This window comes from Streptomyces sp. NPDC057694 (genome assembly GCF_042799415.1).
Classification (GTDB): Bacteria; Actinomycetota; Actinomycetes; order Streptomycetales; family Streptomycetaceae; genus Streptomyces.
Genome location: NZ_JBHVIX010000035.1, coordinates 45,648 through 68,904 on the forward strand (window position 1 = coordinate 45,648; position 23,257 = coordinate 68,904).

Sequence of the window (23,257 nt, forward strand, 5' to 3'; positions counted from 1 at the left end):
GACCGGGGGGGGGGGGTGGGAGGGGGGGGTGGGGTGGGGTTCCTTTGGAGGTCCCCCCCCCGCGCCGGGGTGCCGCCTTGCCCACCCTGCCGCCCCTGGCGGCAGATTGCCCAAGGCGGCGGGGCGCGCCCCGTCAGGGGCGCGGGGAACTGCGCGACCAGCCCCCACCGGCCTGCAGCCGGCAACGGCCGGTGGGGGCTGTTCCCGACTCAGTGCTCGACGTCCTCCAGTGGCTCAAGAGCCACGGAGTCGTCGTCGGGATCGAGTTCGTCGTCGAAGACCGCGCTGACGTCGAAGCGGCACACCACCCGCTGCGGATCGGCCTGGTCGAACGGGGCCTCCAGCCACTCCCCCGGCTCGGCCGGTTCGTCGGCGGCGGAGACCCAGAGCGTCGAGTCGCCCTCCTCCAGGCCGAACTCCTTGTGCCGGGAGGCGATCTCGTCCGGTTCGAACTCGCCGAAGAGCACGCCGAGCGCGGCATGGACACCGCTGCCCGCGCCCCCGGTGTTCAGGTCCGGGCCCGCTTCGAGGTCGACGACCCGGCTCGCCTGGGCGAGGAGACGCTGCGGCTCCACCACGGCGTAGTCGCGCCGGATCAGCACGCTCAGCGCGTTCGGCTCCTCCGGTCCGGTGTACGGCGGCAGCGAGTCGTCGCCGCTGGGGATCTCGAAGGGGGTGACCTCGTCGTAGCGGTCGTAGAGGAGTTCGTCGTACTCCTCGGCCGCGGCGGCGAGCTCGTTGAACGCTTCGTAGACGGCCGGGTCGTCCTCTCCCGACCTGCGCTCGACAGCCGCCAGGTGACGGTCGAGCGCAGCCTTGACCGCCTCTGCGGCGGTGCGTACCTCGGCAGCGGTGGGCTGCGCAGCATCAGACATAGTGCAGACGCTATCCGTACCGGGGCTCTGCCCGCACAATAGATGCGATGCCGGAATACGAATTTGTCGACGTGTACGTGCCGCGCGGGGTCTCCCGCAAGGACGCGACGCGCCTGCTGACGGACCATGCAGAGTACGGACACTGGGAGTTGGACCGATTGAGCCTGCGCCGCGACGGCAGTCGCCGCGTGCGCCTGCGGCGGCGGATCATCCGCCAGGTGCGGGCCACATGGTGACCTGAACCTGACGGAACCCGGCCGAAAACGGAGCGGGCCCCGCCGATGCGGGGCCCGCTGTGTTCCTGCTGCCTGCCGTCGGTGCTACGCGCCGGCCCTGGAGCGGCGGTAGAGCACCGCGCCGCCGATCAGCGCGCCCGCGGCCAGTGCGCCCGTGGCGCCGACGGGCAGCGAGCTGCCGGTCATGGCGAGCTGGGACTCGCCCTTGGCCTGGGTGACGGTCTGCGGCCCCGGCGCGTTGGGCTTGCCCGCGGTCGAGTGGAGCGCCCGCGTGGCGGGCTTGACGGCCTCGCCCGGAGTCCCCGGCTTGCCCGGGTGGTGCGGCTGCCCGGGGGTGGCCGGCGGCGTGGACGGCGGCGTCGCCCGCTCACCTCCCGGGTTGGCGCAGTCGTCGCCCGTGACGGCGTTGCCGACGGAGACGACACCGACCGAGTTCCCGCACACGTTGACCGGAACGTTCACCGGTACCTGGACGTGGTTGCCCGAGCCGATGCCCGGCGAGTCACCGGTGTGACCGCCGGCGTGCGATCCGCCGCCGGACGGCTGCTGGTGGTGGGTGCCGCCGCCGCTCTCGTCGCCGTAGCCGCTCTGGTGCGAGGTGTTGTTGGCGCAGTTGTTGCCCATCGCCGGGTTGAGCAGCCCGATGACGTTCACGGTGTTGCCGCAGACGTTGACCGGGACCTCGACGGGGACCTGCACGTTGTTGCCGGAGGCGATGCCGGGCGAGCCCGACGCGCTTCCCTGCGCACCCGAGTCGGCGTGCGCGTAGCCGCCGGTGACGGCGAGCACGCCGGTCGCGGCCGCCACGATGGTCAGGCCCTTGCGCGTGACCTGTCGCATAGCTTTCCCTGCCTTAGCACTCTCAGTGCTTGAAGCACTGCACTTCGCTGGGTAATGCCCGTCGGCCCCGGAGTGCATGGCGCGCACTCCGGGGCCGACGGACTCAGACCCTCAAGGGGTGAGGCTCAACAACGTCAGCTGTTGACGCAGGTGTTGCCGAAGGCGGGGTTCAGCAGCCCGATCACGGAGACCGTGTTGCCACAGACGTTCACCGGGATGTGGATGGGCGCCTGAATGACGTTGCCCGAGAGCACGCCGGGGGAGTGCACGGCAGCACCCTGAGCACCGGAGTCGGCGACGGCCATGCCCGCACCCGCGAGAACCAGACCACCAGTGGCAGCCGCAGCGGCGACGATCTTCTTGATCATTATTCCTCCTTGTTGGCAATGCAGTCCCAGCCGCGGACTGCACTCCCTGTAACGAGGAGGAACTGATGGGGCTACGAGCCTATGGTTCCTTTCACTCTTTTCAGCCCAGTACGCACGGACGGCCGAATTACCGGGCTGTCACCGTGTTGACGCGGCCGGACCGTTCAGGACGCGTCGATGAAGCGGTCGAGCACCCGGACACCGAACTTCAGTCCGTCCACCGGGACCCGCTCGTCGACGCCGTGGAACATGCCGGCGAAGTCCAGCTCGGGCGGCAGCTGCAGCGGCGCGAAGCCGAAGTTGCGGATGCCCAGCTCGACGAAGGACTTCGCGTCGGTGCCGCCGGAGAGCATGTACGGGATGGCCTTGCCGATCGGGTCCTCGGCGGCGATCGAGGTCTGCATGGCCTCGACGAGCGCCCCGTCGAAGGTGGTCTCGACGGCCTTGTCGGCGTGCACGTCCGTGCGCTTCACGTTCGGACCGAGGATCCGGTCGAGGTCGGCGAGGAACTCGTCCTCGTGCCCCGGCAGGAAGCGGCCGTCGACGTGGGCGGTGGCCTCGCCGGGGATGACGTTGACCTTGTATCCGGCGCCGAGCTGCGTCGGGTTCGCGGTGTTGCTCAGCGTGGCGCCGATCAGCTTGGCGATGCCGCCGAGCTTGGCGATCGTCTCCTGCATGTCCTCGGGGTCGAGCTCGGTGCCGAGCGCGTCGCCGAGTTCGTCGAGGAAGTGGCGCAGCGTCTTGGTGACGCGGACCGGGAACTCGTGCCGGCCGAGCCGGGCGACGGCCTCGGACAGCTCGGTGATCGCGTTGTCCCGGTGGATCATGGAGCCGTGCCCGGCGGTGCCGGCCACGCTCAGCTTCATCCAGTGCATGCCCTTCTCGGCGGTCTGGATGAGGTACAGCCGGCGCTGCTCGTTCACGGTGAAGGAGAAGCCGCCGACCTCGCTGATCGCCTCGGTGACCCCGTCGAAGAGGTCCCGGTGGTTGTCGACGAGATGGCGGGCGCCCCAGGTGCCGCCGGCCTCCTCGTCGGCGAGGAAGGCCAGGACGATGTCGCGCGGGGGCTTGCGGCCGGTGCGCAGCCGGTCGCGGACGACCGCGAGGGTCATCGCGTCCATGTCCTTCATGTCGACGGCGCCGCGGCCCCAGACGCACCCGTCGGCGACCTCGCCGGAGAAGGGGTGGTGGGTCCAGTCCGCCGCGTTGGCCGGTACGACGTCGGTGTGGCCGTGGATGAGGAGCGCGGGCCGCGACGGGTCCTCGCCCTCGATGCGGGCGACCGTGGAGGCGCGGCCGGGGTGCGACTCGAAGATCTGCGGTTCGAGGCCCACCTCGGCGAGCTTCTCCGCGACCCACTCGGCGGCCTTGCGCTCTCCGGGGCCCGAGTGGTCGCCGTAGTTGCTGGTGTCGATCTGGATCAGTTCGCGGCAGAGGTCGACGACCTCGTCCTGTCCGGAGACGGCCCTGCCCGTGCTCGGCTCACTCACGCTTGTTCCTCTCTCCCTGTTTTCCCTCTCATCCTCTCTCTACCGACGTCAGGACCCAAGGGCGGGCACCGCTCGTCACGTGCCGTTCACAGGGCAAGCACCGAGGTGGGGGTGTGATCGGGGCACTCCGAAACCCTGGTAATGTTCTCTGTGTCGCCGCGGGCAGCGCCCCGCAGAAAAGGCGGCAGACACCTTGTCCGGGTGGCGGAATGGCAGACGCGCTAGCTTGAGGTGCTAGTGTCCTTTATCGGACGTGGGGGTTCAAGTCCCCCCTCGGACACCACAGAGAAGAGCCCCTCCTTGAGGGGCTTTCTTCGTTTTCCGGTGCAATCAGTCGGTCTGCGTGATGCCGCCCGTGCGCCGGTCGAAGACGAGAGGCCGGGCCGCGCGCAGGGCTGTGGTGAGGGCGCCGAGGAGGACCGCGTCGTCGGCCGTCGTGCCCGGCTCCACCCGGGGGCGGAGCGGGGTGAGGCGGTGGAGGGTTTCGGCGACCGTGGTCAGGAGGAGGTCGGCGCCGCCGCCCACTCCCCCGCCGAGCACCACCAGGTCGGGGTCGAGGACGGCGGTGACGGCGGCGACGGCGAGGGCGAGGCGTTCGCCTTCCTGGCGTACGGCGTCCAGGGCGGCCCGGTCGCCGGTGCGGGCGGCGTCGAAGACGCGCTTGGCGGTCAGTGGTCCGCGCATGCCGCGGTCGCGGGCCGCGCGGACGACGGCGTCGGCGGAGACCGCGTCCTCCAGCAGGCCGCGCCGGGGTGCGCTGCCGGAGTGCGGGACGCCGTCGAGCGGCAGGAAGCCGATCTCTCCTGCGGCGCCGTGCGCGCCGAGGAAGAGTTCGCCGTCGGCGACGACGCCCATGCCGAGGCCGGTGCCCACGAGAACGTAGACGAAGAGGCGGCTGCCCGCGCCCGCGCCGAAGGTGTATTCGCCGAGCGCGGCGAGGTTGGCGTCGTTGTGGACGGACAGCGGGGTGCCGAGGCGGTCGCGCATGCGTTCCACGAGGCCCGGGCGGCCCCAGCCGGGCAGGTTGACGGCGTAGCGGACGCGGCCGGTGTGCCGGTCGAAGACGCCCGGGGTGCCGACGGCGGTGTGCACGATGGCGGCGGGCGTCAGTCCGGCTTCCTCGACGGCCTGTTGGGCGCAGGTGAGGGCGGCGTCGGCGACCGCGGCGGCGCTGCGGCCCCGGTTGCGCGTCTCGGTGCGGGCGACGACGGTGCCGGCGAGGTCGGCGACGGCGGTGCGCAGCCGGGCGCGGCCGATGTCGATGCCGAGGACGTGTCCGGCGCGCGGGTCGGGCTCGTAGAGGACGGCGACGCGGCCGCGGCTGCCCGCGTGGGTGCCGGCCTCGCGGACGAGTCCTGCGCGTTCCAGGGCGGCGAGGGCGTTGGAGACGGTGGGCTTGGACAGGCCGCTGGCCCGGGCGAGCTGGGCGCGGGAGGCGGGGCCCGAGGTGCGTAAGCGTTCCAGGAGCAGCCATTCGTTGTTGCTGCGCAGGCGCTGCCGGTTCCAGGCGGGGGGTGTCGTCACGCGTCGGCTCCTAAAGCTTCCGGAGCTCCTGGGGTTCCTGGGGTTCCCGGCGCTGTGACGTGGCAGGCGGCGGTGTGTGACGTGGCGACCGGTTCGAGGCGCGGGGTGATCCGGTCGCACACCTCGGTGGCGAGCGGGCAGCGGGCGCGGAAGCGGCAGCCGGGGGTGGGGTCGATGACGACGGGCGGGTCGGACTTGGCGGTGGCCGCGTCGACGTCGAGGGGGGCGCGGGGGTCGGGCACGGCGGAGAGGAGGAGGTCGGTGTAGGGGTGGCGGGGGTGGGCGAGGACTTCTTCGGTGGGGCCGGTCTCGACGATGTGGCCGCCGTACATGACGGCGATGCGGTCGGAGAGGTAGCGGGCGCTCGCGATGTCGTGGGTGATGTAGAGGATCGAGACGTTCTCGGTCTCGCGCAGGTCCGCCATGACGTTGAGCAGGCCGATGCGGATGGAGACGTCGAGCATGGAGACGGGTTCGTCGGCGAGGATGAGGCGCGGGCGGTGGGCGAGGGCCTGGGCGAAGCCGATGCGCTGGCGCTGGCCGCCGGAGAGTTCGTGGGGGAAGCGGTCGAGGATGTCGGGGGCGAGGCCGACCGCTTCGGTGACGCGTTCCGCCTCCGACTGCCTTTCCGCGCGCCCGAGTTGGGGCTGGTGCAGGGTGATGCCGCGCAGGATGCCGTGCGAGACGCGGTAGGCGGGGTTGAGGGCGGAGAAGGGGTCCTGGAAGACCATGGGGACGGCGCCGCGGTAGGCGAGTTTCGCGCGGCGCCCGCGCTGTTCGGTCAACGGCCGCCCCTGGTAGCGGATTTCGCCGCGGGTCGGGCGGTGCACCTGGGCGACGAGGCGGGCGAGGGTCGACTTGCCGCTGCCGCTCTCGCCGACGAGGGCGAGGATCTCCCGCTCCCCCACGGCGAGGTCGACGTCGTCGACGGCGTGCAGGGCGCGCCTGCTCAGTCCGGTGCCGACCTTGAAGTGGCGGGTGACCCCGCGCAGTTCGAGGAGCGGAGTCGTCATCGGGAGGCCTCCGTGGGGGCGGTCGGGGCGTGCAGCAGGCAGCGGGCGTGGGCGTCGCCGACCTGGTACAGCTCCGGCTCTTTCTCGTGGCACTGCGGCTGGACGAGCGGGCAGCGCGGGGTGAAGCGGCAGCCGGGCGGTGGCGCGGCGAGGTCGGGCGGGCTGCCGGGGATGCCCTTCAGGGGGACGCGCGGGCCGCGGATCGAGGGGAACGCGTCGAGGAGGCCCCGGCTGTAGGGGTGGGCGGGGCGGTCGAAGACGCTGCGGGTGGGGCCGGTCTCGACGACCTGGCCCGCGTACATGACGAGGAGCCGGTCGGAGAAGTGGCTCACCAGGGACATGTCGTGGGTGACGAACAGGACGGCGAAGCCGAGGAGTTGCTGGAGTTCTTTGATCTGCACCATGAGGGAGCGCTGGGCGACGACGTCGAGCGCGGAGGTCGGTTCGTCCATGACGACGAGGTCCGGGGTGAGCAGCAGCGCCATGGCGATCATGGCGCGCTGGCGCATGCCGCCGGAGAGCTGGTGCGGGTAGCTGCGCAGATGGACCGGGTCGATGCCGACGAGGTCGAGGACCTCCGCCGAGCGGGCGCGGATCTCGTCGTCGGTGTACGTGCCGTGGGCGGCCATGGCGTCCCGGTACTGGGCGGCGAGGGTGGCGACCGGGTTGAGGGCGTTCATGGCGGACTGCAGGACGACGGAGTAGTCGCGCCAGCGCAGCTGCGCGAGTTCGCGTTCGGTGAGGGTGACGAGGTCGGCGCCCTTGAAGTGGACGGTGCCGCCGGTGACGCGGGCGGGCGGGTTGAGCAGGCCGGTGACGGCGAACAGCAGGGTGGACTTGCCGCAGCCGGACTCGCCGACGACGGCCGTGAACTCCCCTGCCGCGACGGTGAGTTCTACGTGGTCGACGGCGACGACCGGGCCGGTCGCGGTGTCGTAGGCGACGGTCAGGTCGTGGACGTCGAGCAGGGGCCGCTCAGGCATGCCGCCTCCTTCGTACGGGCCGCAGGGCGGGGTTGCCGATCTCGTCGAAGGCGTAGTTGACGAGGGCGAAGGAGACGCCGAGCAGGGCGACGCACAGGCCGGGGGCGATCGACCACAGCGGAGTGCCGGTCTGCAGAGCCTGCTGGTTCTGGGCCCAGTAGAGCATCGTGCCCCAGCTCTGCGAGTTCGGGTCGCCGAGGCCGAGGAACTGAAGGCCGGCCGCGCTGAGCACCGCGTACAGGGCGGCGCCGAGGAAGTTGGCGACGATGAGCGAGGTCATCGTCGGCAGGACCTCGCGGACGATGATGTACGAGCGTCGCTCGCCGCGCACCCGCGCCGATTCCAGGAAGTCGCGGTGGCGCAGGGACAGGGCCTGGGCGCGCATCTGGTTGGCGCCGTAGGACCAGCCGGTGAGGACGAGGACGGTCAGGATGACGGTGAGGGAGCCCTTGCCCGCGTACTTGGCCAGGATGATCACCAGGGGGAACGCGGGGATGACCAGGACGACGTTGGTGAGCAGGGAGAGCAGGTCGTCGGCGAGGCCGCCGAGGTAGGCGGCGGAGACGCCGATCAGGACGGACAGGACCGTGGCCAGCGCGCCCGCGACGATCGCGATGATCAGGGATTCGCGGGTGCCGTAGATCAGTTGGGAGTAGATGTCCTGGCCCAGGGCCGTGGTTCCCAGGAGGTGTCCTGTGGAGGGGGCGAGGCGGGGGGTGTAGGTGGCCTCGTCGGGGTTGTGGATTGTGGTGAACAGGCCCGGGAACGCGGCGATCAGTGTGAACGCCAGCAGAATCACCGTGCCGGTGAGTGCTTTTCTGTTGCCTCGGATTGCTCGCCATAGGCCTGCGCCCCGGTTACCGCGTGCAGGTTTCGCTGTGGTTGCTCGCGCAGTTCCCCGCGCCCCTACCGGGGCGCTCATGACGCCCTCGCCCTCGGGTCGAGCCACACCGTCGCGATGTCCACCGCCAGCAGCGCCACCAGGACCGCCACCGTGAACAGCATGAACAGGGCCTGCATCAGGGGGTAGTCGACGTTCTGGACGGCGTTGTAGAGGAGGTAGCCGACGCCGGGGTAGTTGAAGACGTACTCGATGAGGATCGCGCCGGAGATGACGAAGCCGAGGGACATGGCGAATCCGGCGAGGTTGGGGAGGATCGCGTTGCGGGCGCCGTAGGCGTACATGACGCGGCGCGGGTTCAGGCCCTTCGCGCGGGCCATCCGCACGTAGTCCTCGGCGAGCGTGGTGATCATGTTGTTGCGCATGGTCAGGATCCAGCCGCCGATGGTGGTGATGAGCAGCGTCGCCGCGGGCAGCACCGCGTGGGACAGGACGCTGCCGACGAAGCCCGGGGAGAAGCCGGGCACGATCGACGTGTCGTAGTTGAAGTTGGCGGGGAGGGCGCCGCCGGTCCCCTGGGAGAAGACCAGGATGAGCAGCAGGCCCACCCAGAAGTAGGGCAGCGCCGAGGTGACGACGAAGACCGGCGGGAGGATCGCGTCGAGGGCGCCGCCACGCCGCCAGCCGGCGACGGTGCCGATAAGGGTGCCGAGGAGGAAGGCGAGGACGGTGGTGACGCCGACCAGGCCGAGGGTCCACGGCAGTGCGTCACCGATGAGCTTGGTGACCGGTTCGCCGAGGGTCTGGCCGATGGAGCGGCCCCAGTTGCCGGTGAACATGTGGCCCAGGTAGTCGAGGTACTGGACGGCGACGTTCTGGTCCGGTTTGAAGCCGAACGAGGTCAGCATCTGTTCGAGGGCGTCCCGGGAGACGCGGCCGCGGGTGCGCACGGTGAGGGCGTCGACCGGGTCGCCCGGCATGATGCGCGGGATGAAGAAGTTCAGGGTGAGGGCCGCCCAGAGCGTGAGGAGGAAGAACCCCAGGCGGCGCAGGATGAAGCGCACGGGCCACCGCCCCTACTGGGCCGACGTCGAGTACAGGTGGGTGAGCACCTGACCCGTGTCGGGGAAGTTGTAGGCGGCGGGCTGGGCGTACGGGTTGTCCTTCGTCGGCCAGCCCGCGATGTCCTTGGTGTTGTACTGGAACCAGTCGACGGCCTCCACGACGGGGATCACCGGCACGTCGTCGATCATGTACTGGGCGACCTGTTTGACGAGGTCCACCTGCTTGGTCTCGTCGGCCGACGCGTAGGCGTTGAGGAGGTCGTCGACCTTGGGGTTCTTGTACCGCTCCCAGTTGCTGGCGGCGGTCTTGCCGAGCGGCGCGGTGTTCGCGGAGTGCAGGGTCTGGCGCAGTTCGTAGTACGGGGTCGGGCCCGTCGTCTGCTGTGTGTAGTAGGCGAGGTCGTAGTCACCGGTGTAGAGGCGGCCGACCATGGTCTGCTGGGCGAGGTCCTGGACGTCCAGGTCGATGCCGACGGCCTTCAGGTTCTGCTTGATGACCTTGAGCGAGGCGTCCCAGTCGGTGTAGCCGGTGATGGTGAGGATGGTCAGCTTGAGCGGCTTGGCCGGGGAGTAGCCGAGTCCGGCGAGGAGTTTCTTGGCGCGGGCCGGGTCGGGCTTGTCGAAGCCCGCTTTCCGTACCGCGCCGGCGTCGAAGTATTTGTCGAACGTCGGGGTGACGATGCCCGACTGGTTGGCGACGGGTTCCTGGCCGCCGACGCCGATCTGCGAGACCTTCTCCCGGTCGATGGCGAGCGAGATCGCCTGGCGGACCTTGAGGTTGCTGCTCATCTTGTGGGAGGGGTCGAGGTTCGGGTAGATGCTGACGTTCTGGACCGGGGGTGACCAGGTGTGGTTGTCCTGCGACTTGTCCAGGTAGAACTGCTTGATGCCCGGGATGAACTGACTCCCCCACTGCGCCTTGCCGTTGGCGAGGTCGAGGTTGGCGGGGCCGTTGTCGAGGTAGGCCGGGTACTCGACCTTCTGGATGTACGGCTTGCCCTGCTGCCAGTAGTCGGGGTTGGCGGTGTACTGGATGTTGTTGGCCGTGCAGGGGTCGACCTCGAACGGGCCGGTGCCGACGGGCTTCTTGTCGACCCAGGTGTCCGGGTTCTTCGCGGCGGCGCCGGAGCCGAAGACGTGCTCGGGCACGATGGCGACCTGGTGGGCGAACGCGTAGAAATACGGCTGCGCGGCCTTCGCGAACTTCAGGCTGACGTGGTCGCCGGACGCGGCCACCGACTGGAGTCCGGCGGTGGTCCACAGGGCGTACAGGTCGGTCGACTTGACGCGTTTCATGAGGTTGAAGGTGAAGGCGACGTCCTTCGCGGTGAACGGCTTGCCGTCGTTCCACTTCACGCCCGGGCGGATGGTGAAGTCGATCTCGGTCTTGTCGGCGTTCCACTTGTAGCTCTTGGCGAGCATCGGTGTCTCGGCCTGGTCCTTGAGGGCGTTGACGAAGACGAGCGGTTCGTAGACGAAGCCGATGGAGGTGTTGTAGACGGCCGGGTTGAAGGGGTTGAAGTTGCAGGTCCACGTCTGCCCCGCCGTGTTGGCGATGGTGACGGTGCCGCCCTTCTTCTTCGGGCCGCCGCTGTCGGTGGCGCTCCCGGTGCCCGGGGAGCCGTCGTCCGTGTGCTTGGTCTCGGAACAGGCCGTCGCTGCCAGGGTCAGCATGAGCGCGACGGCGAGGATGCGCGTGGGCCTCATTCCTGCCAGTCCCTTCGTGGTCTTCTACGGTGCCGAAGTGTCCGGACGCGCTGCCTCCACGGCCAGCGCCAGGGCCCCGAGCAGGGGCGCGTCGTACGGGTGCGCGGCGGGTACGAGCTGGGGCGGCCGGGGCACGGCCGCGTCGAGGGCGGCGCGCAGCGGGTCGTGCAGCGCCTTCCAGGAGCGGACCATGCCGCCGCCGACGGCGATCCGCTCGGGATCGACGGCGATGGTGAGGTTGACGAGATGGAAGGCGAGTTCTCGCGTGAACTCATCTGTGACCAGGCCCTGTTGGAGAGCCCTGCCGCTGACGGCGTCCTCCAGCGGGGCGCGGTCGGTGCGGCCGACGTCGGCGAGGTCGCGCAGGTTGTAGCCGATCTCGCCGGAGGCTCCGTGCCGTCCGGTGAGGACGGTTCCCTGCACGACGAGGGCGACGGCGAGTCCGGTGCCGAGGTTCACGTACAGGCCGGGGTCGCAGCCGGCGAGGGCCCCGGACGCGTACTCGTGGGCGGCGGCGGCCTTCACGTCGTTGGCGACGCGGATCGCCGACTCCGGGAATTCCTCGCCCAGTTCGCGGGCCAAGGGCAACCGGTCCCAGCCGGGGATGTTGTCGGCGAGTGCCACGCCGTCGGGGCCGGGGATGCCGATGGTGGACACCCCGACGGCCAGTGGCTCGCGGCCGGCGAGGAGGGTGCGCGCGGCGCCGACGGCCCGCTTCAGGTCCGGGTCGGTGTCGACCGTGAGGTCGCGGATCCGGGTGCCGGAGCGGGCGTCGGCGACGGTCAGGGCCGTCTTGGTACCGCCGAAGTCGAGGGCGAGGACGACCTGGTCTGTGTCGAATGGCGCGAAGGACACGGGCAGCTCCTCGGTAAAGTTACGTAACTAAACGAGGTGCTACGAGACTGTACGCGCGGCGGATGCCGCGCGTAAGTCCCCGTGCTTACAACGAAGTTGGCCTGTCTGCCGACCGGGTCAGCCGGTGAAGCCGGCCGTGATCTTCGTGAACTGCCAGTTGTCCTGGCTGATGCCGGAGCAGTTCTCTGCGACGCCGCCGCCCGCGCACGGACGGTCGCGGTTGACCGACCAGAAGGCGAGCCGGGCGAGGTGCTTGCTGTTCGCCCAGTCCTTGATCTGGGTCCAGATGGCGGGGGTCGTGGTCTCCTGCTGGTCGCTGAGGCCGTTCATCCCGGAGATGCCGATGTGGGCGTAGGCGGTCGCGTCGTCCCAGCCGAAGACCGACTTGAGCTTGGTCTTCAGGCCGTCGGCGGCGTTGACGGTGTTGCCGTACATGTCGTTGCCGCCGCCGAAGTCGAACGGCATGATCGTGAAGACGTCGATGTCGGCGTTGAGCGCCTTGGCCTGCTCGATGAGCCGGTTGCCGTAGGACGTCGGGCCGGTCGTGGAGGTGCCGAAGGTGAGGATCGTCTTCAGTCCGGGGTTGTTGGCCTTGACGATCTTCAGGGCGTTCAGGATGCGGTCCTGCACGGCCGTGTTCTCGAACTCGTCACTGTTCTCGATGTCGACGTCGATCGCCTTCAGGCCGTACGCGTCGATCACCTTCTGGTAGGCGCCCGCGAGGGCTTCGGGTGTCGAGCAGTTGGGGCCGAGCTTGTTGCCGCTCCAGCCGCCGATCGAGGGGACGATGTCGCCGCCGGCCGCCCGGATCGCGTTGATCGCGGACTGGTCCTGGCCGCCGGTGAGGGGGCGCGCTCCGTCCCAGGCCGGGTTGCAGCCGCCGGAGGAGAGGATGAACGCCATCGTGAACCACTTGACGCCGGTGGCGCTCATGACGCCGGCCGGGCTGGGCGGGTCGCCCCAGCCGGTGTAGAAGTACGGGGCGGCCTGCTTGAAGCCGGTGGTGCCGCCGGAGCCCGCGCTCGTCGTCACGGAGACGGCGTTCGAGGCACCTGAGCTGTTGCCCGCCGCGTCGTGCGCCTTGACCGTGAAGCTGTACGCGGTGGAGGCCGAGAGCCCGGAGACGGTGGCCGAAGTACCGCTCACCGTCAGGAGTTTGTTGCTGCCGCCGCTGTAGATGTCGTAGCCGGTGACGCCGACGTTGTCACTCGCCGCGCCCCAGGACAGGGAGACGCTGGAGGACGTCTTGGCGGTGGAGGTCAGGCCGGTGGGAGCGGTCGGCGCCTGGGTGTCGGTGCTGCCGCCGGGGCCGTCGAGGCTGACGTCGTCGGCGTAGTAGGTGCCCTGGCCGTACCAGCCGTGGGTGTAGATCGTGGCGCTGGTCTGCGCGGCCGCGGTGGTGAACTTCACCGTCAGCTGGGCGTACGCGGACGGGGACTGGGTCCACGTCGAGCCGCCGCCGTCGACCCCGAGGTAGGTGTAGTTGCCGCGCACCCAGGCGGAGAGGGTGTACGTGGTGTTCGGCTGGACGGAGACCGTCTGGCTGCACTTGGCGTTGTCGCTCGCGCTCGCGGCGCCCGCGAGGGCCTTGGCGCCGCCGTGGACGGGGGTGGAGACCACGGAGCCGAGGTTGCCGGTGCAGGACCAGGGGCCGAGCGAGCCGGACTCGAAGCCTGCGTTGCTGAGGATGTTGGCCGCCTGGGCGGTGCCCGGCAGGGCGACCGCGCCGCCGACCGCGAGGGCGACAGTGCCGAGAAGGGCGAGGATGCGGGATCTTCCGGAGCGTCGCGAAGGACGCCGTCTTCGGGTGGGGGACACGCGAACTCCCGGTGCTGGAGAGGGGGTTGGGGACGTGCGCGAACCTGGTGCTGCCGTGCTGTTCCTGTGCCGCACCCAAGTTGGTATGGACCAATGCCGTTGTCAAGACCAATCGCGCGGACCGCGTCCCGGCCGCCCGCCGCCGACGGTTCGGCGGTGGGCGGCTCAACACCCCTCGGCCCGGGCTCAGTTCGGGATCGTCGCCTTGCGTACGTGCAGCACGCTGCCGTCCAGCGGCAGTCGCTCCTGGCCGACCAGGGTCAGGCCCGCGTCGGCGAAGAGGCGGGCGTAGTGGTCGGCGCGGCGTTCGCGGCCGCCGACGTTGCACATCATGTGCAGGTCCCAGGCGGCGGCGAGGGACTTCGAGCCGTCGGCGGGCAGCACCCGCTCGACGACCAGCAGATCGGCGTGGTCGGGCATCGCACGGGCGACGTGCCGCAGGATCTCCCGGCAGCGGTCGTCGTCCCAGTCGTGCAGGATCCGCGAGAGGAGATAGACGTCACCGCCTTCGGGGACGTCCGCGAAGTCCCCGCCGCGGTACGTGCAGCGGTCTCCGTGTCCCGCGGCCTCCAGGGCGACCCGGGCGGCCTCGACGACGTGCGGGCGCTCCAGCAGGACCCCGCGCAGCCGCTGGTGCACGGCGAGGACGCGGCCGAGCAGCGCGCCGTTGCCGCCCGCGATGTCGACCACGGTCGCGGGGGTGTCCGCCCGGCCGGCGGCGAGCAGGACCGGGTGGGTGGGCAGCGGCCCGAACATGGCGGCGCCGGCGGCCATGGACCGGTCGAAGAGATCGGCGAGTTCGGGGTCGGCGGCGAAGTGGTCGAAGTGGTTGCGGCCGAAGAGGTGCTCGAAGCCGGGCTCCCCGGTGCGCACGGTGTGGGCGAGTGCGCCGAAGGAGCGGTAGAACGGGCCGCCGTACAGCAGGGCGAGGGGGCGCATGGAGTCCGGTGCGTCCGTGCGCAGCAGGGCGCCGAGCGCGGTGAGCCGGTAGCCGTCCGGGATGCCCGGGTCCGCCGTCACCGCGCCGAGGGTCTCCAGGTGGCGCAGGAGGGTGGCGAGGGTGCGCGGGGTGGCGCCGACGCGGTCCGCCAGGTCGTCGATGCCGGTCCCCTGCCGGGTGTCCAGGGCGTCGGCGACGCGCAGTTCGGCGAAGGCGGCGAGGGCCTGGGTGGTCCAGGCGCCGGTGAGCAGGCGCAGCAGGGCCTCGGCGGGCTGCCGTTCACGGTGTGCGGTGAGGTGGGCGGTGAGGACGTCGCGGTGGTCGCCGGGGGCGTAGAGCTCCATGCGGCGGTACTCGGTCTTCGCTCCCTCGGGTGCGGCGAAGTAGAAGACCGTGCCGTTCTCGTGCGGGTTGTAGCCGCCGCCGTCGGGCACCGCGCCGTGCCGGGCGAGCGTGGCGCACAGGCCGCGCAGGACGAGCGGGTCGGGGCCGTCGACCTCGAAGGCGAGGTGGGCCTCGTGCTGGTGCTCGCGCTCGTGGGCGACGAGGGGTTCGAGGCCGGAGCCCGGGGCGACGGTCAGGGCGAACACCTCGACGGTGCGGTGCGCTCCGTCGAGGCCGGTCACGGCGGGGCGCAGGATGCCGACGTCGAGGTCGGCCGGGTCGCGGCGGTGGCGTACGGCGAGGCGGTCGCGGACCACGACGCTCGGCCGCGGCGGGCCGTCGGCGGTGAGGCCGCACTCGGTCAGTGTGGTGTGCAGGTCCTGTTCGTCGTGGGGGAAGAGCAGCAGGGCCGCGTGGGCGAAGCGGCAGCGGTCCGCCAGGGAGCGCAGCTCCGGGCCGTCGAGGCCGGGAAGCAGCAGCGGGAGCAGGGTGGCGGTGTCCTGCTCGCGGACGAAGTCGACCGTCGCGCGCAGGCGGGACGTTTCGCCTGCCATCGTGGTGACCATCGGGTGGCGTGCCTCGATTCCAGTACTCGGACATCAGAAAAGGACGTGGTGTTCGGGAGAAGAGCGGGAAAGGAGCGTTCAGAAAGGAAGAGAAACGTTCAGGTGGCGCCGACGGCGCCGACACCCACGTAGTGCTCGGCGAACCAGTCCTGCTGGGCGCGGGAGTCGCGCAGGGCGGAGATCCGGGACCGGCGCAGGCCGTCGCGGAACCGCGCCTCGCCGTCCGTGCCGGTGCTGCCGTGCAGCAGCGCGATCATCCACTGGGAGAACTCCTGGGCGCGCCAGATGTGGTCGAGGCAGCGCGCGGAGTAGGTGTCGAGGCCTGTGGGGTCGCCGTGCGTGAGGTCGTCGAGCAGGGCCTCGGCGAGGAGTTCGGCCTCCAGGACGGCGAGGTTGGCGCCCTTGGCGGCGGACGGGCTGATCAGGCTGGCGGCGTCGCCGGCGAGGAACAGCGAGCCGTGGCGCAGGGGTTCGATGACGTCGGACTCCAGGTGGACGACGGCGCGGTGGCTGACCGGGCCGTGGTGCAGCGGTCCGTAGGCGTCGGCGCGCAGGCGCAGGGACAGCTCGTCCCAGATCCGGTCGTCGGGCCAGTCGTCGGCGCGGGTGTCGCGGGCGCACTGGAGGTAGTAGCGGGTGACGGTGGAGGTGCGGGCCATGTGTCCGGCGAAGCCCCGGCCGTGCACCCCGTAGCCGACGGCGTCCAGGCTGGGCGGGGCCTCGGCGAGCAGGCCGAGCCAGCTCACGCCGTGGTCGAGGTGGTGGCGGCGGACCGCGGCCGCGGGGAGCGAGCGGCGGGCGGCGCCGTGCCGGCCGTCGCAGCCCGCCACGTACCGGGCCCGCCAGCGTCCGGGGCTTCCGTCGGCCGTGGTCACGGTGACCGTGGGCCGGTCGCCGTCGGTGTCCCGCACGTCGAGCGCCTCGGTGGTGAAGCGGATGCGTCCCCCGGCGTCGACGTAGTGCGCCAGCAGGTCGCTCACCAGGGCCTGTTGGGGGTACACGGTGTGCCGTTCGCCCTGGCCGAGGCGGCTGTAGTCGAGGCGGAAGCGGCCGTCGTCGGAGCGGAACTCGCAGGTGCTGTGGTCGTGGCCGTGCCGGTCCAGGCCGTCGGCCAGGCCGTGCCGCCGGAGGATCCGCACGGTGTGGGGGGCGAGGAAACCGGCGCGCGCCCGGGTCCGGATGTGCTCCCGGCCGCCCCGCTCCAGGACGACGCAGTCGACGCCGCCGCGCTGGAGGAGGTTGCCGAGGAGGAGGCCGGCCGGTCCGGCCCCGAGGATGACAACGTCGGCCGTATCACCGGCCGTTGTCATGGGTTGGCGTTCTGTCACAGCGGGTGATCGTAAGTGGCCCCCGGTGCCCCGCCGCGCCATGTTCCCCCGAACGCACGGACGCTGGCGGATGCACGCAGATGGCAGGAAACCGCTGTCCCCGCCGTGCGCCCCGGACGACGACGGCCGGTGGGGAACGGGCCACGTGACGTGACCCTTTCCCCACCGGCCGGGTGAAGCGAGGTGCTCCCCCTTGACGGGGGATCACTTCTTGGCGCGAGTTACTTCTTCTCGACCGCGTGTCCGCCGAACTGGTTGCGCAGCGCGGCGATCATCTTCATCTGCGGCGAGTCGTCCTGGCGGGACGCGAAGCGCGCGAAGAGGGAGGCGGTGATCGCGGGCAGCGGCACCGAGTTGTCGATGGCGGCCTCGACCGTCCAGCGGCCCTCGCCGGAGTCCTGCGCGAAGCCGCGCAGGTCGGCCAGGTGCTCGTCCTCGTCGAGGGCGTTGACGGCGAGGTCGAGCAGCCAGGAACGGATGACCGTGCCCTCCTGCCAGGAGCGGAAGACCTCGCGCACGTCGGTGACCGAGTCCACGGCCTCCAGGAGCTCCCAGCCCTCGGCGTAGGCCTGCATCATGGCGTACTCGATGCCGTTGTGGACCATCTTGGAGAAGTGGCCGGCGCCGACCTTGCCCGCGTGCACGGCGCCGAACTCGCCCTCGGGCTTGAGGGCGTCGAAGATCGGCTGGACCTTGGCGACGTCCTCGGCGGAGCCGCCGTACATCAGCGCGTAGCCGTTCTGCAGGCCCCAGACACCGCCGGAGACACCGCAGTCGACGAAGCCGATGCCCTTGGCGGCCAGCTCGGCGGCGTGCTTCTCGTCGTCGGTCCAGCGCGAGTTGCCGCCGTCGACGACGATGTCGCCCTCCGAGAGGAGCTCCTTGAGCTCGTCGACGGTGGACTGGGTCGCGGCGCCCGCCGGAACCATCACCCAGACCACGCGCGGGCCTTCGAGCTTCTCGACCAGCTCGGCGAGGGAGGCGACGTCGGAGACCTCGGCGTTGCGGTCGTAGCCGATGACGTCGTGGCCGGCGCGGCGGATGCGCTCGCGCATGTTGCCGCCCATCTTGCCGAGACCGATGAGACCAAGCTGCATGTCAGTTCACTTACCTTCGTGGATGTTCTGCGGTCGGGAAGTACGGCTCAAGATCAGGACGTGCGGCCGCGCAGCGCGCGGTAGGTGTCGACCAGGGACTGCGTGGACGCGTCGAGGCCGGGGACCTCGGCGCCTTCCGTGAGGGCGGGCTCGACGCGCTTGGCGAGGACCTTGCCGAGTTCGACGCCCCACTGGTCGAAGGAGTCGATGTTCCAGACGGCGCCCTGGACGAAGACCTTCTGCTCGTAGAGGGCGATGAGCTGGCCGAGGACCGAGGGGGTCAGTTCCTTCGCCAGGATCGTCGTGGTGGGGTGGTTGCCCTGAAACGTCTTGTGGGCGACCAGGTCCTCGGCGACGCCCTCCGCGCGGACGTCGTCCGGCGTCTTGCCGAAGGCGAGCGCCTGGCCTTGCGCGAACAGGTTGGCCATCAGCAGGTCGTGCTGGCCCTTGAGGTCGTCGCTCAGCTCGCCGACGGGCTCGGCGAAGCCGATGAGGTCCGCCGGGATCAGCTTCGTGCCCTGGTGGATGAGCTGGTAGTAGGCGTGCTGGCCGTTGGTGCCCGGGGTGCCCCAGACGACCGGGCCGGTCTGCCACTCCACGCGCCGGCCCTGGCGGTCCACGGACTTGCCGTTGGACTCCATGTCGAGCTGCTGGAGGTAGGCGGTGAACTTCGACAGGTAGTGCGAGTACGGCAGGACCGCGTGCGACTGGGCGCCGTGGAAGTTGCCGTACCAGATGCCGAGCAGGCCGAGCAGCAGCGGCGCGTTGGCCTCGGCCGGCGCCGTGCGGAAGTGGTCGTCGACCATGTGGAAGCCGTCGAGCAGCTCGCGGAAGTGGTCCGGGCCGATGGCGATCATCAGCGACAGGCCGATGGCCGAGTCGAAGGAGTAGCGGCCGCCGACCCAGTCCCAGAACTCGAACATGTTGGCCGTGTCGATGCCGAAGTCGGAGACCTTCTCGGCGTTGGTCGACAGGGCGACGAAGTGCTTGGCGACCGCGGCGTCGTCACCGCCGAGACCGGCGAGCAGCCAGGTGCGGGCGGCCGTCGCGTTGGTGATCGTCTCGATCGTGGTGAACGTCTTCGAGGCGATGATGAACAGCGTCTCGGCCGGGTCGAGGTCGCGGACGGCCTCGTGCAGGTCGGCGCCGTCCACGTTCGACACGAAGCGGAACGTCAGCTCCCGTGCGGTGTACGGGCGCAGGGCCTCGTACGCCATCGCGGGGCCGAGGTCGGAGCCGCCGATGCCGACGTTCACGACGTTCTTGATGCGCTTGCCGGTGTGGCCGGTCCACTCGCCGGAGCGGACCTTCTCGGCGAAGGCGGCCATCTTGCCGAGGACGGCGTGCACGCCGGGTACGACGTTCTCCCCGTCGACCTCAACCACGGCGTCGGCCGGGGCGCGCAGGGCCGTGTGCAGCACGGCGCGGTCCTCGGTCGTGTTGATCTTCTCGCCGCGGAACATGGCGTCGCGCTGCCCGAACACGTCGGTGGCGGTGGCCAGTTCCTGGAGCAGGGCGAGGGTCTCGTCCGTGATCAGGTGCTTGGAGTAGTCGATGTGCAGGTCGCCGACCTGGACGGTGTAGCGCCGGGCGCGCTCCGGGTCGCCGGCGAAGAGGTCACGCAGGTGCGTGCCGTTGAACTTCGCACGGTGGTCCTCGATGGCGGTCCACTGCGGGCGGCGCGTCAACAGAGGGGCGTTCTCAGGCATGTTGAACGGACTCCTTGGTGCCGGAGGCGCCCCCGTGGAGCGCGACGGCGTACATCTCGTCGGCGTCGAGGCGGCGCAGCTCCTCGGCGATCAGTTCGGCGGTGGAGCGGACCTTCAGGGCGAGGGTGCGCTGCGGCTGGCCGGGCAGGGACAGGGTGGCGAGGGGGCCGTCGGGGCGGTCGATGACGATCTCGCCGTTCGGGGTGCCGAGGCGGACCGCGGTGACGACCGGGCCGTCCGTGGTGACCCGCTCGACCTCGACGCCGAGCCGGGTGCCGAGCCAGCGCGCGAGCAGTTCGGCGCTGGGGTTCTCGGCCTCGGACTCGACGGCCGCGGAGATGATCTCGGCGCGGGCCTGGTCGAGGGCGGCGGCCAGCATGGAGCGCCACGGGGTGAGGCGGGTCCAGGCGAGGTCGGTGTCGCCGGGGGCGTACGACGCGGCACGCAGTTCGAGGGCGCCGATCGGGTCCTCGACGGCGTACGCGTCGGTGATGCGGCGTGCGGCGAGCGCGCCCAGCGGGTCCTTGGCGGGCTCGTCCGGGGCGTCCACCGGCCACCACACGACGACCGGCGCGTCGGGGAGCAGCAGCGGCAGCACCACCGAGGCGGCGTGCTTGCTGACCTCGCCGTGGGTGCGCAGGACGACGGTCTCGCCGGTGCCCGCGTCGGAACCGACCCGGACCTCCGCGTCGAGCCGGTTGCCCTGGCGGTCGCGCGGTGAGCGCGCGGTGCGCTTGATGACGACGAGGGTGCGCGAGGGGTGCTCGCGGGACGCCTCCTGGGCGGCCTTCGTCGCGTCGTACGCGTTCTCCTCGTCCGTGACGATGACCATCGTCAGGACCATGCCCACGGCGGGCGTCCCGATGGCCCGGCGCCCTTCGACGAGCGCCTTGTTGATCTTGCTTGCCGTGGTGTCGGTCAGGTCGATCCTCATGGCCTGCGCCAGCTCCGTCCGTCTCGTGCGAGCATCTCGTCCGCTTCCCTGGGGCCCCAGCCGCCCGACGCGTACTGCGCGGGCTTGCCGTGGGTGTCCCAGTGCTCCTCGACCGGGTCGAGGATGCGCCAGGACTCCTCGACCTCCTCGGTGCGGGGGAAGAGGTTGGCATCGCCCAGCAGCACGTCCAGGATCAGCCTCTCGTACGCCTCCGGGCTGGACTCCGTGAACGACTCGCCGTAGGCGAAGTCCATGGAGACGTCTCGGATCTCCATCGAAGTACCCGGGACCTTCGAACCGAAGCGTACGGTCATGCCCTCGTCCGGCTGGACCCGGATGACGATCGCGTTCTGGCCGAGTTCCTCGGTCGACGTGTGGTCGAACGGGGAGTGCGGGGCGCGCTGGAAGACGACCGCGATCTCGGTGACGCGGCGGCCCAGGCGCTTGCCGGTGCGCAGGTAGAAGGGGACGCCCGCCCAGCGGCGATTGTCGATCTCCAGCTTCACGGCGGCGTAGGTGTCCGTCTTCGACTGCGGGTCGATGCCGTCTTCCTGGAGGTAACCGCGGACCTTCTCGCCGCCCTGCCACCCGGCCGCGTACTGGGCACGCACGGTGGAGTGCTCCAGGTCGGCGGGGAGCCGGACGGACTTGAGGACCTTCAGCTTCTCGTTGACGAGGGACTCGGCGTCGAACGCGGCCGGTTCCTCCATCGCGGTGAGGGCGAGGAGCTGGAGCAGGTGGTTCTGGATGACGTCGCGGGCGGCGCCGATGCCGTCGTAGTAGCCCGCGCGGCCGCCGATGCCGATGTCCTCGGCCATGGTGATCTGCACGTGGTCCACGTACGACCGGTTCCAGATGGGCTCGTACATCTGGTTGGCGAAGCGGAGCGCCAGGATGTTCTGGACGGTCTCCTTGCCGAGGTAGTGGTCGATGCGGAAGACCTGCTCGGGGGCGAAGACGTCGTGCACGATCGCGTTGAGGTCGCGCGCCGACTCGCTGTCGTGGCCGAACGGCTTCTCGATGACGGCGCGCCGCCACGAGTCCTCGGGGGCGTCCGCGAGCCCGTGCTTCTTGAGCTGCTGGACGACCTTCGGGAAGAACTTCGGCGGGACCGAGAGGTAGAAGGCGTAGTTGCCGCTGGTGCCGCGCTTCTCGTCCAGTTCGTCGACGGCCTCGCGCAGCTGCTTGAACGCGGTGTCGTCGTCGAAGTCGCCGGGGATGAAGCGCATGCCCTCGGCGAGCTGGGCCCAGACCTCTTCACGGAAGGGGGTACGGGCGTGCTCGCGCACCGAGTCGTGGACGACCTGGGCGAAGTCCTGGTCCTCCCACTCGCGGCGGGCGAAGCCGAGGAGCGAGAAGCCGGGCGGGAGCAGACCGCGGTTGGCGAGGTCGTAGACCGCCGGCATCAGCTTCTTGCGGGACAGGTCACCGGTGACGCCGAAGATGACGAGCCCCGAGGGGCCCGCGACGCGCGGCAGGCGGCGGTCGCGGGGGTCGCGGAGCGGGTTGAGCCACTCCTGCGACGGACGGGAGGCGACGCTCACTTGGCCTCGCCGCCCAGGAGGCGGTCGGCGACCGTGGCGAGCAGGTCGTTCCAGGCGATCTCGAACTTCTGCACGGCCTCGTCCTCGAGCTGCTGGACGACCTGGTCGTAGGAGATGCCGAGCTTCTCGACGGCGGCGAGCTCCTCGCGGGAGGTCTCGTAGGTGCCCGAGACGGCGTCGCCGTGGATGTCGCCGTGGTCGGCGGTGGCGTTGAGGGTGCCTTCCGGCATGGTGTTGACGGTGCCGGGGGCGGCCAGCTCGTCGACGTACAGGGTGTCCTTGTACGCCTTGTCCTTCACGCCGGTCGAGGCCCACAGCGGGCGCTGCTTGTTGGCGCCGGCGGCCTCCAGCTTGGCGGCGCGCTCACCGGCGAAGACCTGCTCGTAGGCCTCGTAGGCGAGGCGGGCGTTGGCGAGGGCGGCCTTGCCGCGCACGGCCTTGGCCTCGTCGGTGCCCAGGGCGTCGATCCGCTTGTCGATCTCGGCGTCGACGCGGGAGACGAAGAACGAGGCGACGGAGTGGATGACGGAGAGGTCGAGGCCGCGCTCGTGGGCCTTCTCCAGCCCGGCCAGGTAGGCGTCCATGACGGCCTTGTAGCGGTCGAGGGAGAAGATCAGCGTGACGTTGACCGAGATGCCGAGGCCGATGACCTCGGTGATCGCCGGGAGGCCCGCGAGGGTCGCCGGGATCTTGATCATGACGTTGGGGCGGTCGACGAGCCAGGAGAGCTGCTTGGCCTCGGCGATGGTGGCCTCGGTGTTGTGCGCCAGGCGCGGGTCGACCTCGATGGAGACCCGGCCGTCGCGGCCGCCGGTCGCGTCGTACACGGGGCGCAGGATGTCGGCGGCGGCGCGGACGTCGGCCGTGGTCATCATGCGGACGGCCTCGTCGACGGTGACCTTGCGGACGGCCAGGTCGGCGAGCTGGTCCTCGTAGCCCGCGCCGGAGCCGATGGCGGCCTGGAAGATCGACGGGTTGGTGGTGACGCCGACGACGTGGGACTTCTCGATCAGCTCGGCGAGGTTGCCGGACTCGATGCGGGTGCGGGACAGGTCGTCCAGCCAGATGGAAACGCCTTCGTCGGACAGGGCCTTGAGGGGCGACGAGGTAGCGGCGTTGCTCATGGTGTTCTTCATCTTCC

Annotated in this window: 20 protein-coding genes and 1 tRNA gene; 2 read left to right on the forward strand and 19 right to left on the reverse strand. The window is 70.6% G+C overall.

The genetic code is table 11. The features are described from left to right. Positions 1 to 209 precede the first annotated feature (209 nt). Complete coding sequence (locus tag ACFVDP_RS40525; protein ID WP_383501731.1) at positions 210 to 875, reverse strand: hypothetical protein; 666 nt, start codon at positions 873 to 875, stop codon at positions 210 to 212. 47 nt (positions 876 to 922) lie between these two features. On the opposite strand from ACFVDP_RS40525, the gene ACFVDP_RS40530 reads away from it, so the two are divergent. Next, positions 923 to 1,111, forward strand: coding sequence for a DUF5703 family protein (locus ACFVDP_RS40530; RefSeq protein ID WP_111666225.1), 189 nt, complete (start codon positions 923 to 925; stop codon positions 1,109 to 1,111). Between the two features lie 84 nt (positions 1,112 to 1,195). On the opposite strand, the gene ACFVDP_RS40535 is transcribed toward ACFVDP_RS40530, so the two are convergent. The 3 genes from ACFVDP_RS40535 to ACFVDP_RS40545 all read right to left on the reverse strand — a co-directional run bounded on the left by ACFVDP_RS40535 (position 1,196) and on the right by ACFVDP_RS40545 (position 3,809). Next, entirely contained in the window at positions 1,196 to 1,951 is a 756-nt protein-coding gene (locus ACFVDP_RS40535) for a chaplin (protein WP_383501735.1), read from the reverse strand. A gap of 134 nt (positions 1,952 to 2,085) precedes the next feature. After that, positions 2,086 to 2,319 carry a chaplin ChpH gene (chpH, locus tag ACFVDP_RS40540; protein ID WP_383501738.1) on the reverse strand — a complete coding sequence of 78 codons (234 nt, stop codon included), beginning with the start codon at positions 2,317 to 2,319 and terminating at the stop codon, positions 2,086 to 2,088. A gap of 164 nt (positions 2,320 to 2,483) precedes the next feature. Further along, on the reverse strand, positions 2,484 to 3,809 hold the full coding sequence (locus ACFVDP_RS40545; RefSeq protein WP_383501740.1) for a M20/M25/M40 family metallo-hydrolase: 1,326 nt from the start codon (positions 3,807 to 3,809) through the stop codon (positions 2,484 to 2,486). A gap of 195 nt (positions 3,810 to 4,004) precedes the next feature. Here ACFVDP_RS40545 and ACFVDP_RS40550 point away from each other — a divergent pair. Continuing rightward, positions 4,005 to 4,092 (forward strand) — tRNA-Leu (locus tag ACFVDP_RS40550). Positions 4,093 to 4,139: 47 nt separating this feature from the next. Here the strand turns inward: ACFVDP_RS40550 and ACFVDP_RS40555 are convergent. From ACFVDP_RS40555 to tal, 15 genes are all read right to left on the reverse strand, one after another. Beyond that, a complete protein-coding gene (locus ACFVDP_RS40555) occupies positions 4,140 to 5,333 on the reverse strand; it encodes an ROK family protein (protein ID WP_383501743.1) in 1,194 nt (397 codons plus the stop codon). Beyond that, positions 5,330 to 6,346, reverse strand: a complete 1,017-nt coding sequence (locus tag ACFVDP_RS40560) for an ABC transporter ATP-binding protein (protein ID WP_383501746.1) — start codon at positions 6,344 to 6,346, stop codon at positions 5,330 to 5,332. The genes ACFVDP_RS40555 and ACFVDP_RS40560 overlap by 4 nt, the downstream gene beginning before the upstream one ends. Beyond that, on the reverse strand, positions 6,343 to 7,329 hold the full coding sequence (locus ACFVDP_RS40565; RefSeq protein WP_383501749.1) for an ABC transporter ATP-binding protein: 987 nt from the start codon (positions 7,327 to 7,329) through the stop codon (positions 6,343 to 6,345). The genes ACFVDP_RS40560 and ACFVDP_RS40565 overlap by 4 nt, the downstream gene beginning before the upstream one ends. Then, on the reverse strand, positions 7,322 to 8,128 hold the full coding sequence (locus tag ACFVDP_RS40570) for an ABC transporter permease (protein WP_383501752.1): 807 nt from the start codon (positions 8,126 to 8,128) through the stop codon (positions 7,322 to 7,324). The genes ACFVDP_RS40565 and ACFVDP_RS40570 overlap by 8 nt, the downstream gene beginning before the upstream one ends. A gap of 119 nt (positions 8,129 to 8,247) precedes the next feature. Further along, positions 8,248 to 9,234, reverse strand: coding sequence for an ABC transporter permease (locus tag ACFVDP_RS40575; RefSeq protein ID WP_383501755.1), 987 nt, complete (start codon positions 9,232 to 9,234; stop codon positions 8,248 to 8,250). 12 nt (positions 9,235 to 9,246) lie between these two features. Then, complete coding sequence (locus ACFVDP_RS40580) at positions 9,247 to 10,941, reverse strand: ABC transporter substrate-binding protein (RefSeq protein WP_383501758.1); 1,695 nt, start codon at positions 10,939 to 10,941, stop codon at positions 9,247 to 9,249. A gap of 24 nt (positions 10,942 to 10,965) precedes the next feature. Further along, entirely contained in the window at positions 10,966 to 11,796 is an 831-nt protein-coding gene (locus ACFVDP_RS40585) for an ROK family protein (RefSeq protein WP_383501761.1), read from the reverse strand. A gap of 117 nt (positions 11,797 to 11,913) precedes the next feature. Further along, complete coding sequence (locus ACFVDP_RS40590; RefSeq protein WP_383501763.1) at positions 11,914 to 13,614, reverse strand: carbohydrate binding domain-containing protein; 1,701 nt, start codon at positions 13,612 to 13,614, stop codon at positions 11,914 to 11,916. A gap of 186 nt (positions 13,615 to 13,800) precedes the next feature. Beyond that, positions 13,801 to 15,504, reverse strand: a complete 1,704-nt coding sequence (locus ACFVDP_RS40595) for a methyltransferase (RefSeq protein WP_383501766.1) — start codon at positions 15,502 to 15,504, stop codon at positions 13,801 to 13,803. Between the two features lie 98 nt (positions 15,505 to 15,602). Then, positions 15,603 to 16,814, reverse strand: a complete 1,212-nt coding sequence (locus ACFVDP_RS40600) for a 4-hydroxybenzoate 3-monooxygenase (protein ID WP_383501769.1) — start codon at positions 16,812 to 16,814, stop codon at positions 15,603 to 15,605. 239 nt (positions 16,815 to 17,053) lie between these two features. Beyond that, positions 17,054 to 17,929, reverse strand: coding sequence for a phosphogluconate dehydrogenase (NAD(+)-dependent, decarboxylating) (gene gnd, locus ACFVDP_RS40605; protein WP_383501772.1), 876 nt, complete (start codon positions 17,927 to 17,929; stop codon positions 17,054 to 17,056). 53 nt (positions 17,930 to 17,982) lie between these two features. After that, positions 17,983 to 19,638, reverse strand: a complete 1,656-nt coding sequence (gene pgi / locus ACFVDP_RS40610) for a glucose-6-phosphate isomerase (protein ID WP_383501775.1) — start codon at positions 19,636 to 19,638, stop codon at positions 17,983 to 17,985. Then, positions 19,631 to 20,572 carry a glucose-6-phosphate dehydrogenase assembly protein OpcA gene (opcA, locus tag ACFVDP_RS40615; protein WP_383501777.1) on the reverse strand — a complete coding sequence of 314 codons (942 nt, stop codon included), beginning with the start codon at positions 20,570 to 20,572 and terminating at the stop codon, positions 19,631 to 19,633. The genes pgi and opcA overlap by 8 nt, the downstream gene beginning before the upstream one ends. Then, complete coding sequence (zwf, locus tag ACFVDP_RS40620) at positions 20,569 to 22,116, reverse strand: glucose-6-phosphate dehydrogenase (protein WP_383501779.1); 1,548 nt, start codon at positions 22,114 to 22,116, stop codon at positions 20,569 to 20,571. Before zwf ends, opcA begins: the two co-directional genes overlap by 4 nt. Next, positions 22,113 to 23,252, reverse strand: a complete 1,140-nt coding sequence (tal, locus tag ACFVDP_RS40625; RefSeq protein ID WP_383501782.1) for a transaldolase — start codon at positions 23,250 to 23,252, stop codon at positions 22,113 to 22,115. The genes zwf and tal overlap by 4 nt, the downstream gene beginning before the upstream one ends. Positions 23,253 to 23,257 lie beyond the last annotated feature (5 nt).

Bases quoted from the DNA above. Each gene is read 5' to 3' on its own strand.
- ACFVDP_RS40525 (WP_383501731.1), bottom strand. From the start codon at position 875: ATGTCTGATGCTGCGCAGCCCACCGCTGCCGAGGTACGCACCGCCGCA.
- ACFVDP_RS40530 (WP_111666225.1), top strand. From the start codon at position 923: ATGCCGGAATACGAATTTGTCGACGTGTACGTGCCGCGCGGGGTCTCC.
- ACFVDP_RS40535 (WP_383501735.1), bottom strand. From the start codon at position 1,951: ATGCGACAGGTCACGCGCAAGGGCCTGACCATCGTGGCGGCCGCGACC.
- chpH (WP_383501738.1), bottom strand. From the start codon at position 2,319: ATGATCAAGAAGATCGTCGCCGCTGCGGCTGCCACTGGTGGTCTGGTT.
- ACFVDP_RS40560 (WP_383501746.1), bottom strand. From the start codon at position 6,346: ATGACGACTCCGCTCCTCGAACTGCGCGGGGTCACCCGCCACTTCAAG.
- ACFVDP_RS40565 (WP_383501749.1), bottom strand. From the start codon at position 7,329: ATGCCTGAGCGGCCCCTGCTCGACGTCCACGACCTGACCGTCGCCTAC.
- ACFVDP_RS40580 (WP_383501758.1), bottom strand. From the start codon at position 10,941: ATGAGGCCCACGCGCATCCTCGCCGTCGCGCTCATGCTGACCCTGGCA.
- ACFVDP_RS40595 (WP_383501766.1), bottom strand. From the start codon at position 15,504: ATGGTCACCACGATGGCAGGCGAAACGTCCCGCCTGCGCGCGACGGTC.
- ACFVDP_RS40600 (WP_383501769.1), bottom strand. From the start codon at position 16,814: ATGACAACGGCCGGTGATACGGCCGACGTTGTCATCCTCGGGGCCGGA.
- gnd (WP_383501772.1), bottom strand. From the start codon at position 17,929: ATGCAGCTTGGTCTCATCGGTCTCGGCAAGATGGGCGGCAACATGCGC.
- pgi (WP_383501775.1), bottom strand. From the start codon at position 19,638: ATGCCTGAGAACGCCCCTCTGTTGACGCGCCGCCCGCAGTGGACCGCC.
- opcA (WP_383501777.1), bottom strand. From the start codon at position 20,572: ATGAGGATCGACCTGACCGACACCACGGCAAGCAAGATCAACAAGGCG.
- tal (WP_383501782.1), bottom strand. From the start codon at position 23,252: ATGAAGAACACCATGAGCAACGCCGCTACCTCGTCGCCCCTCAAGGCC.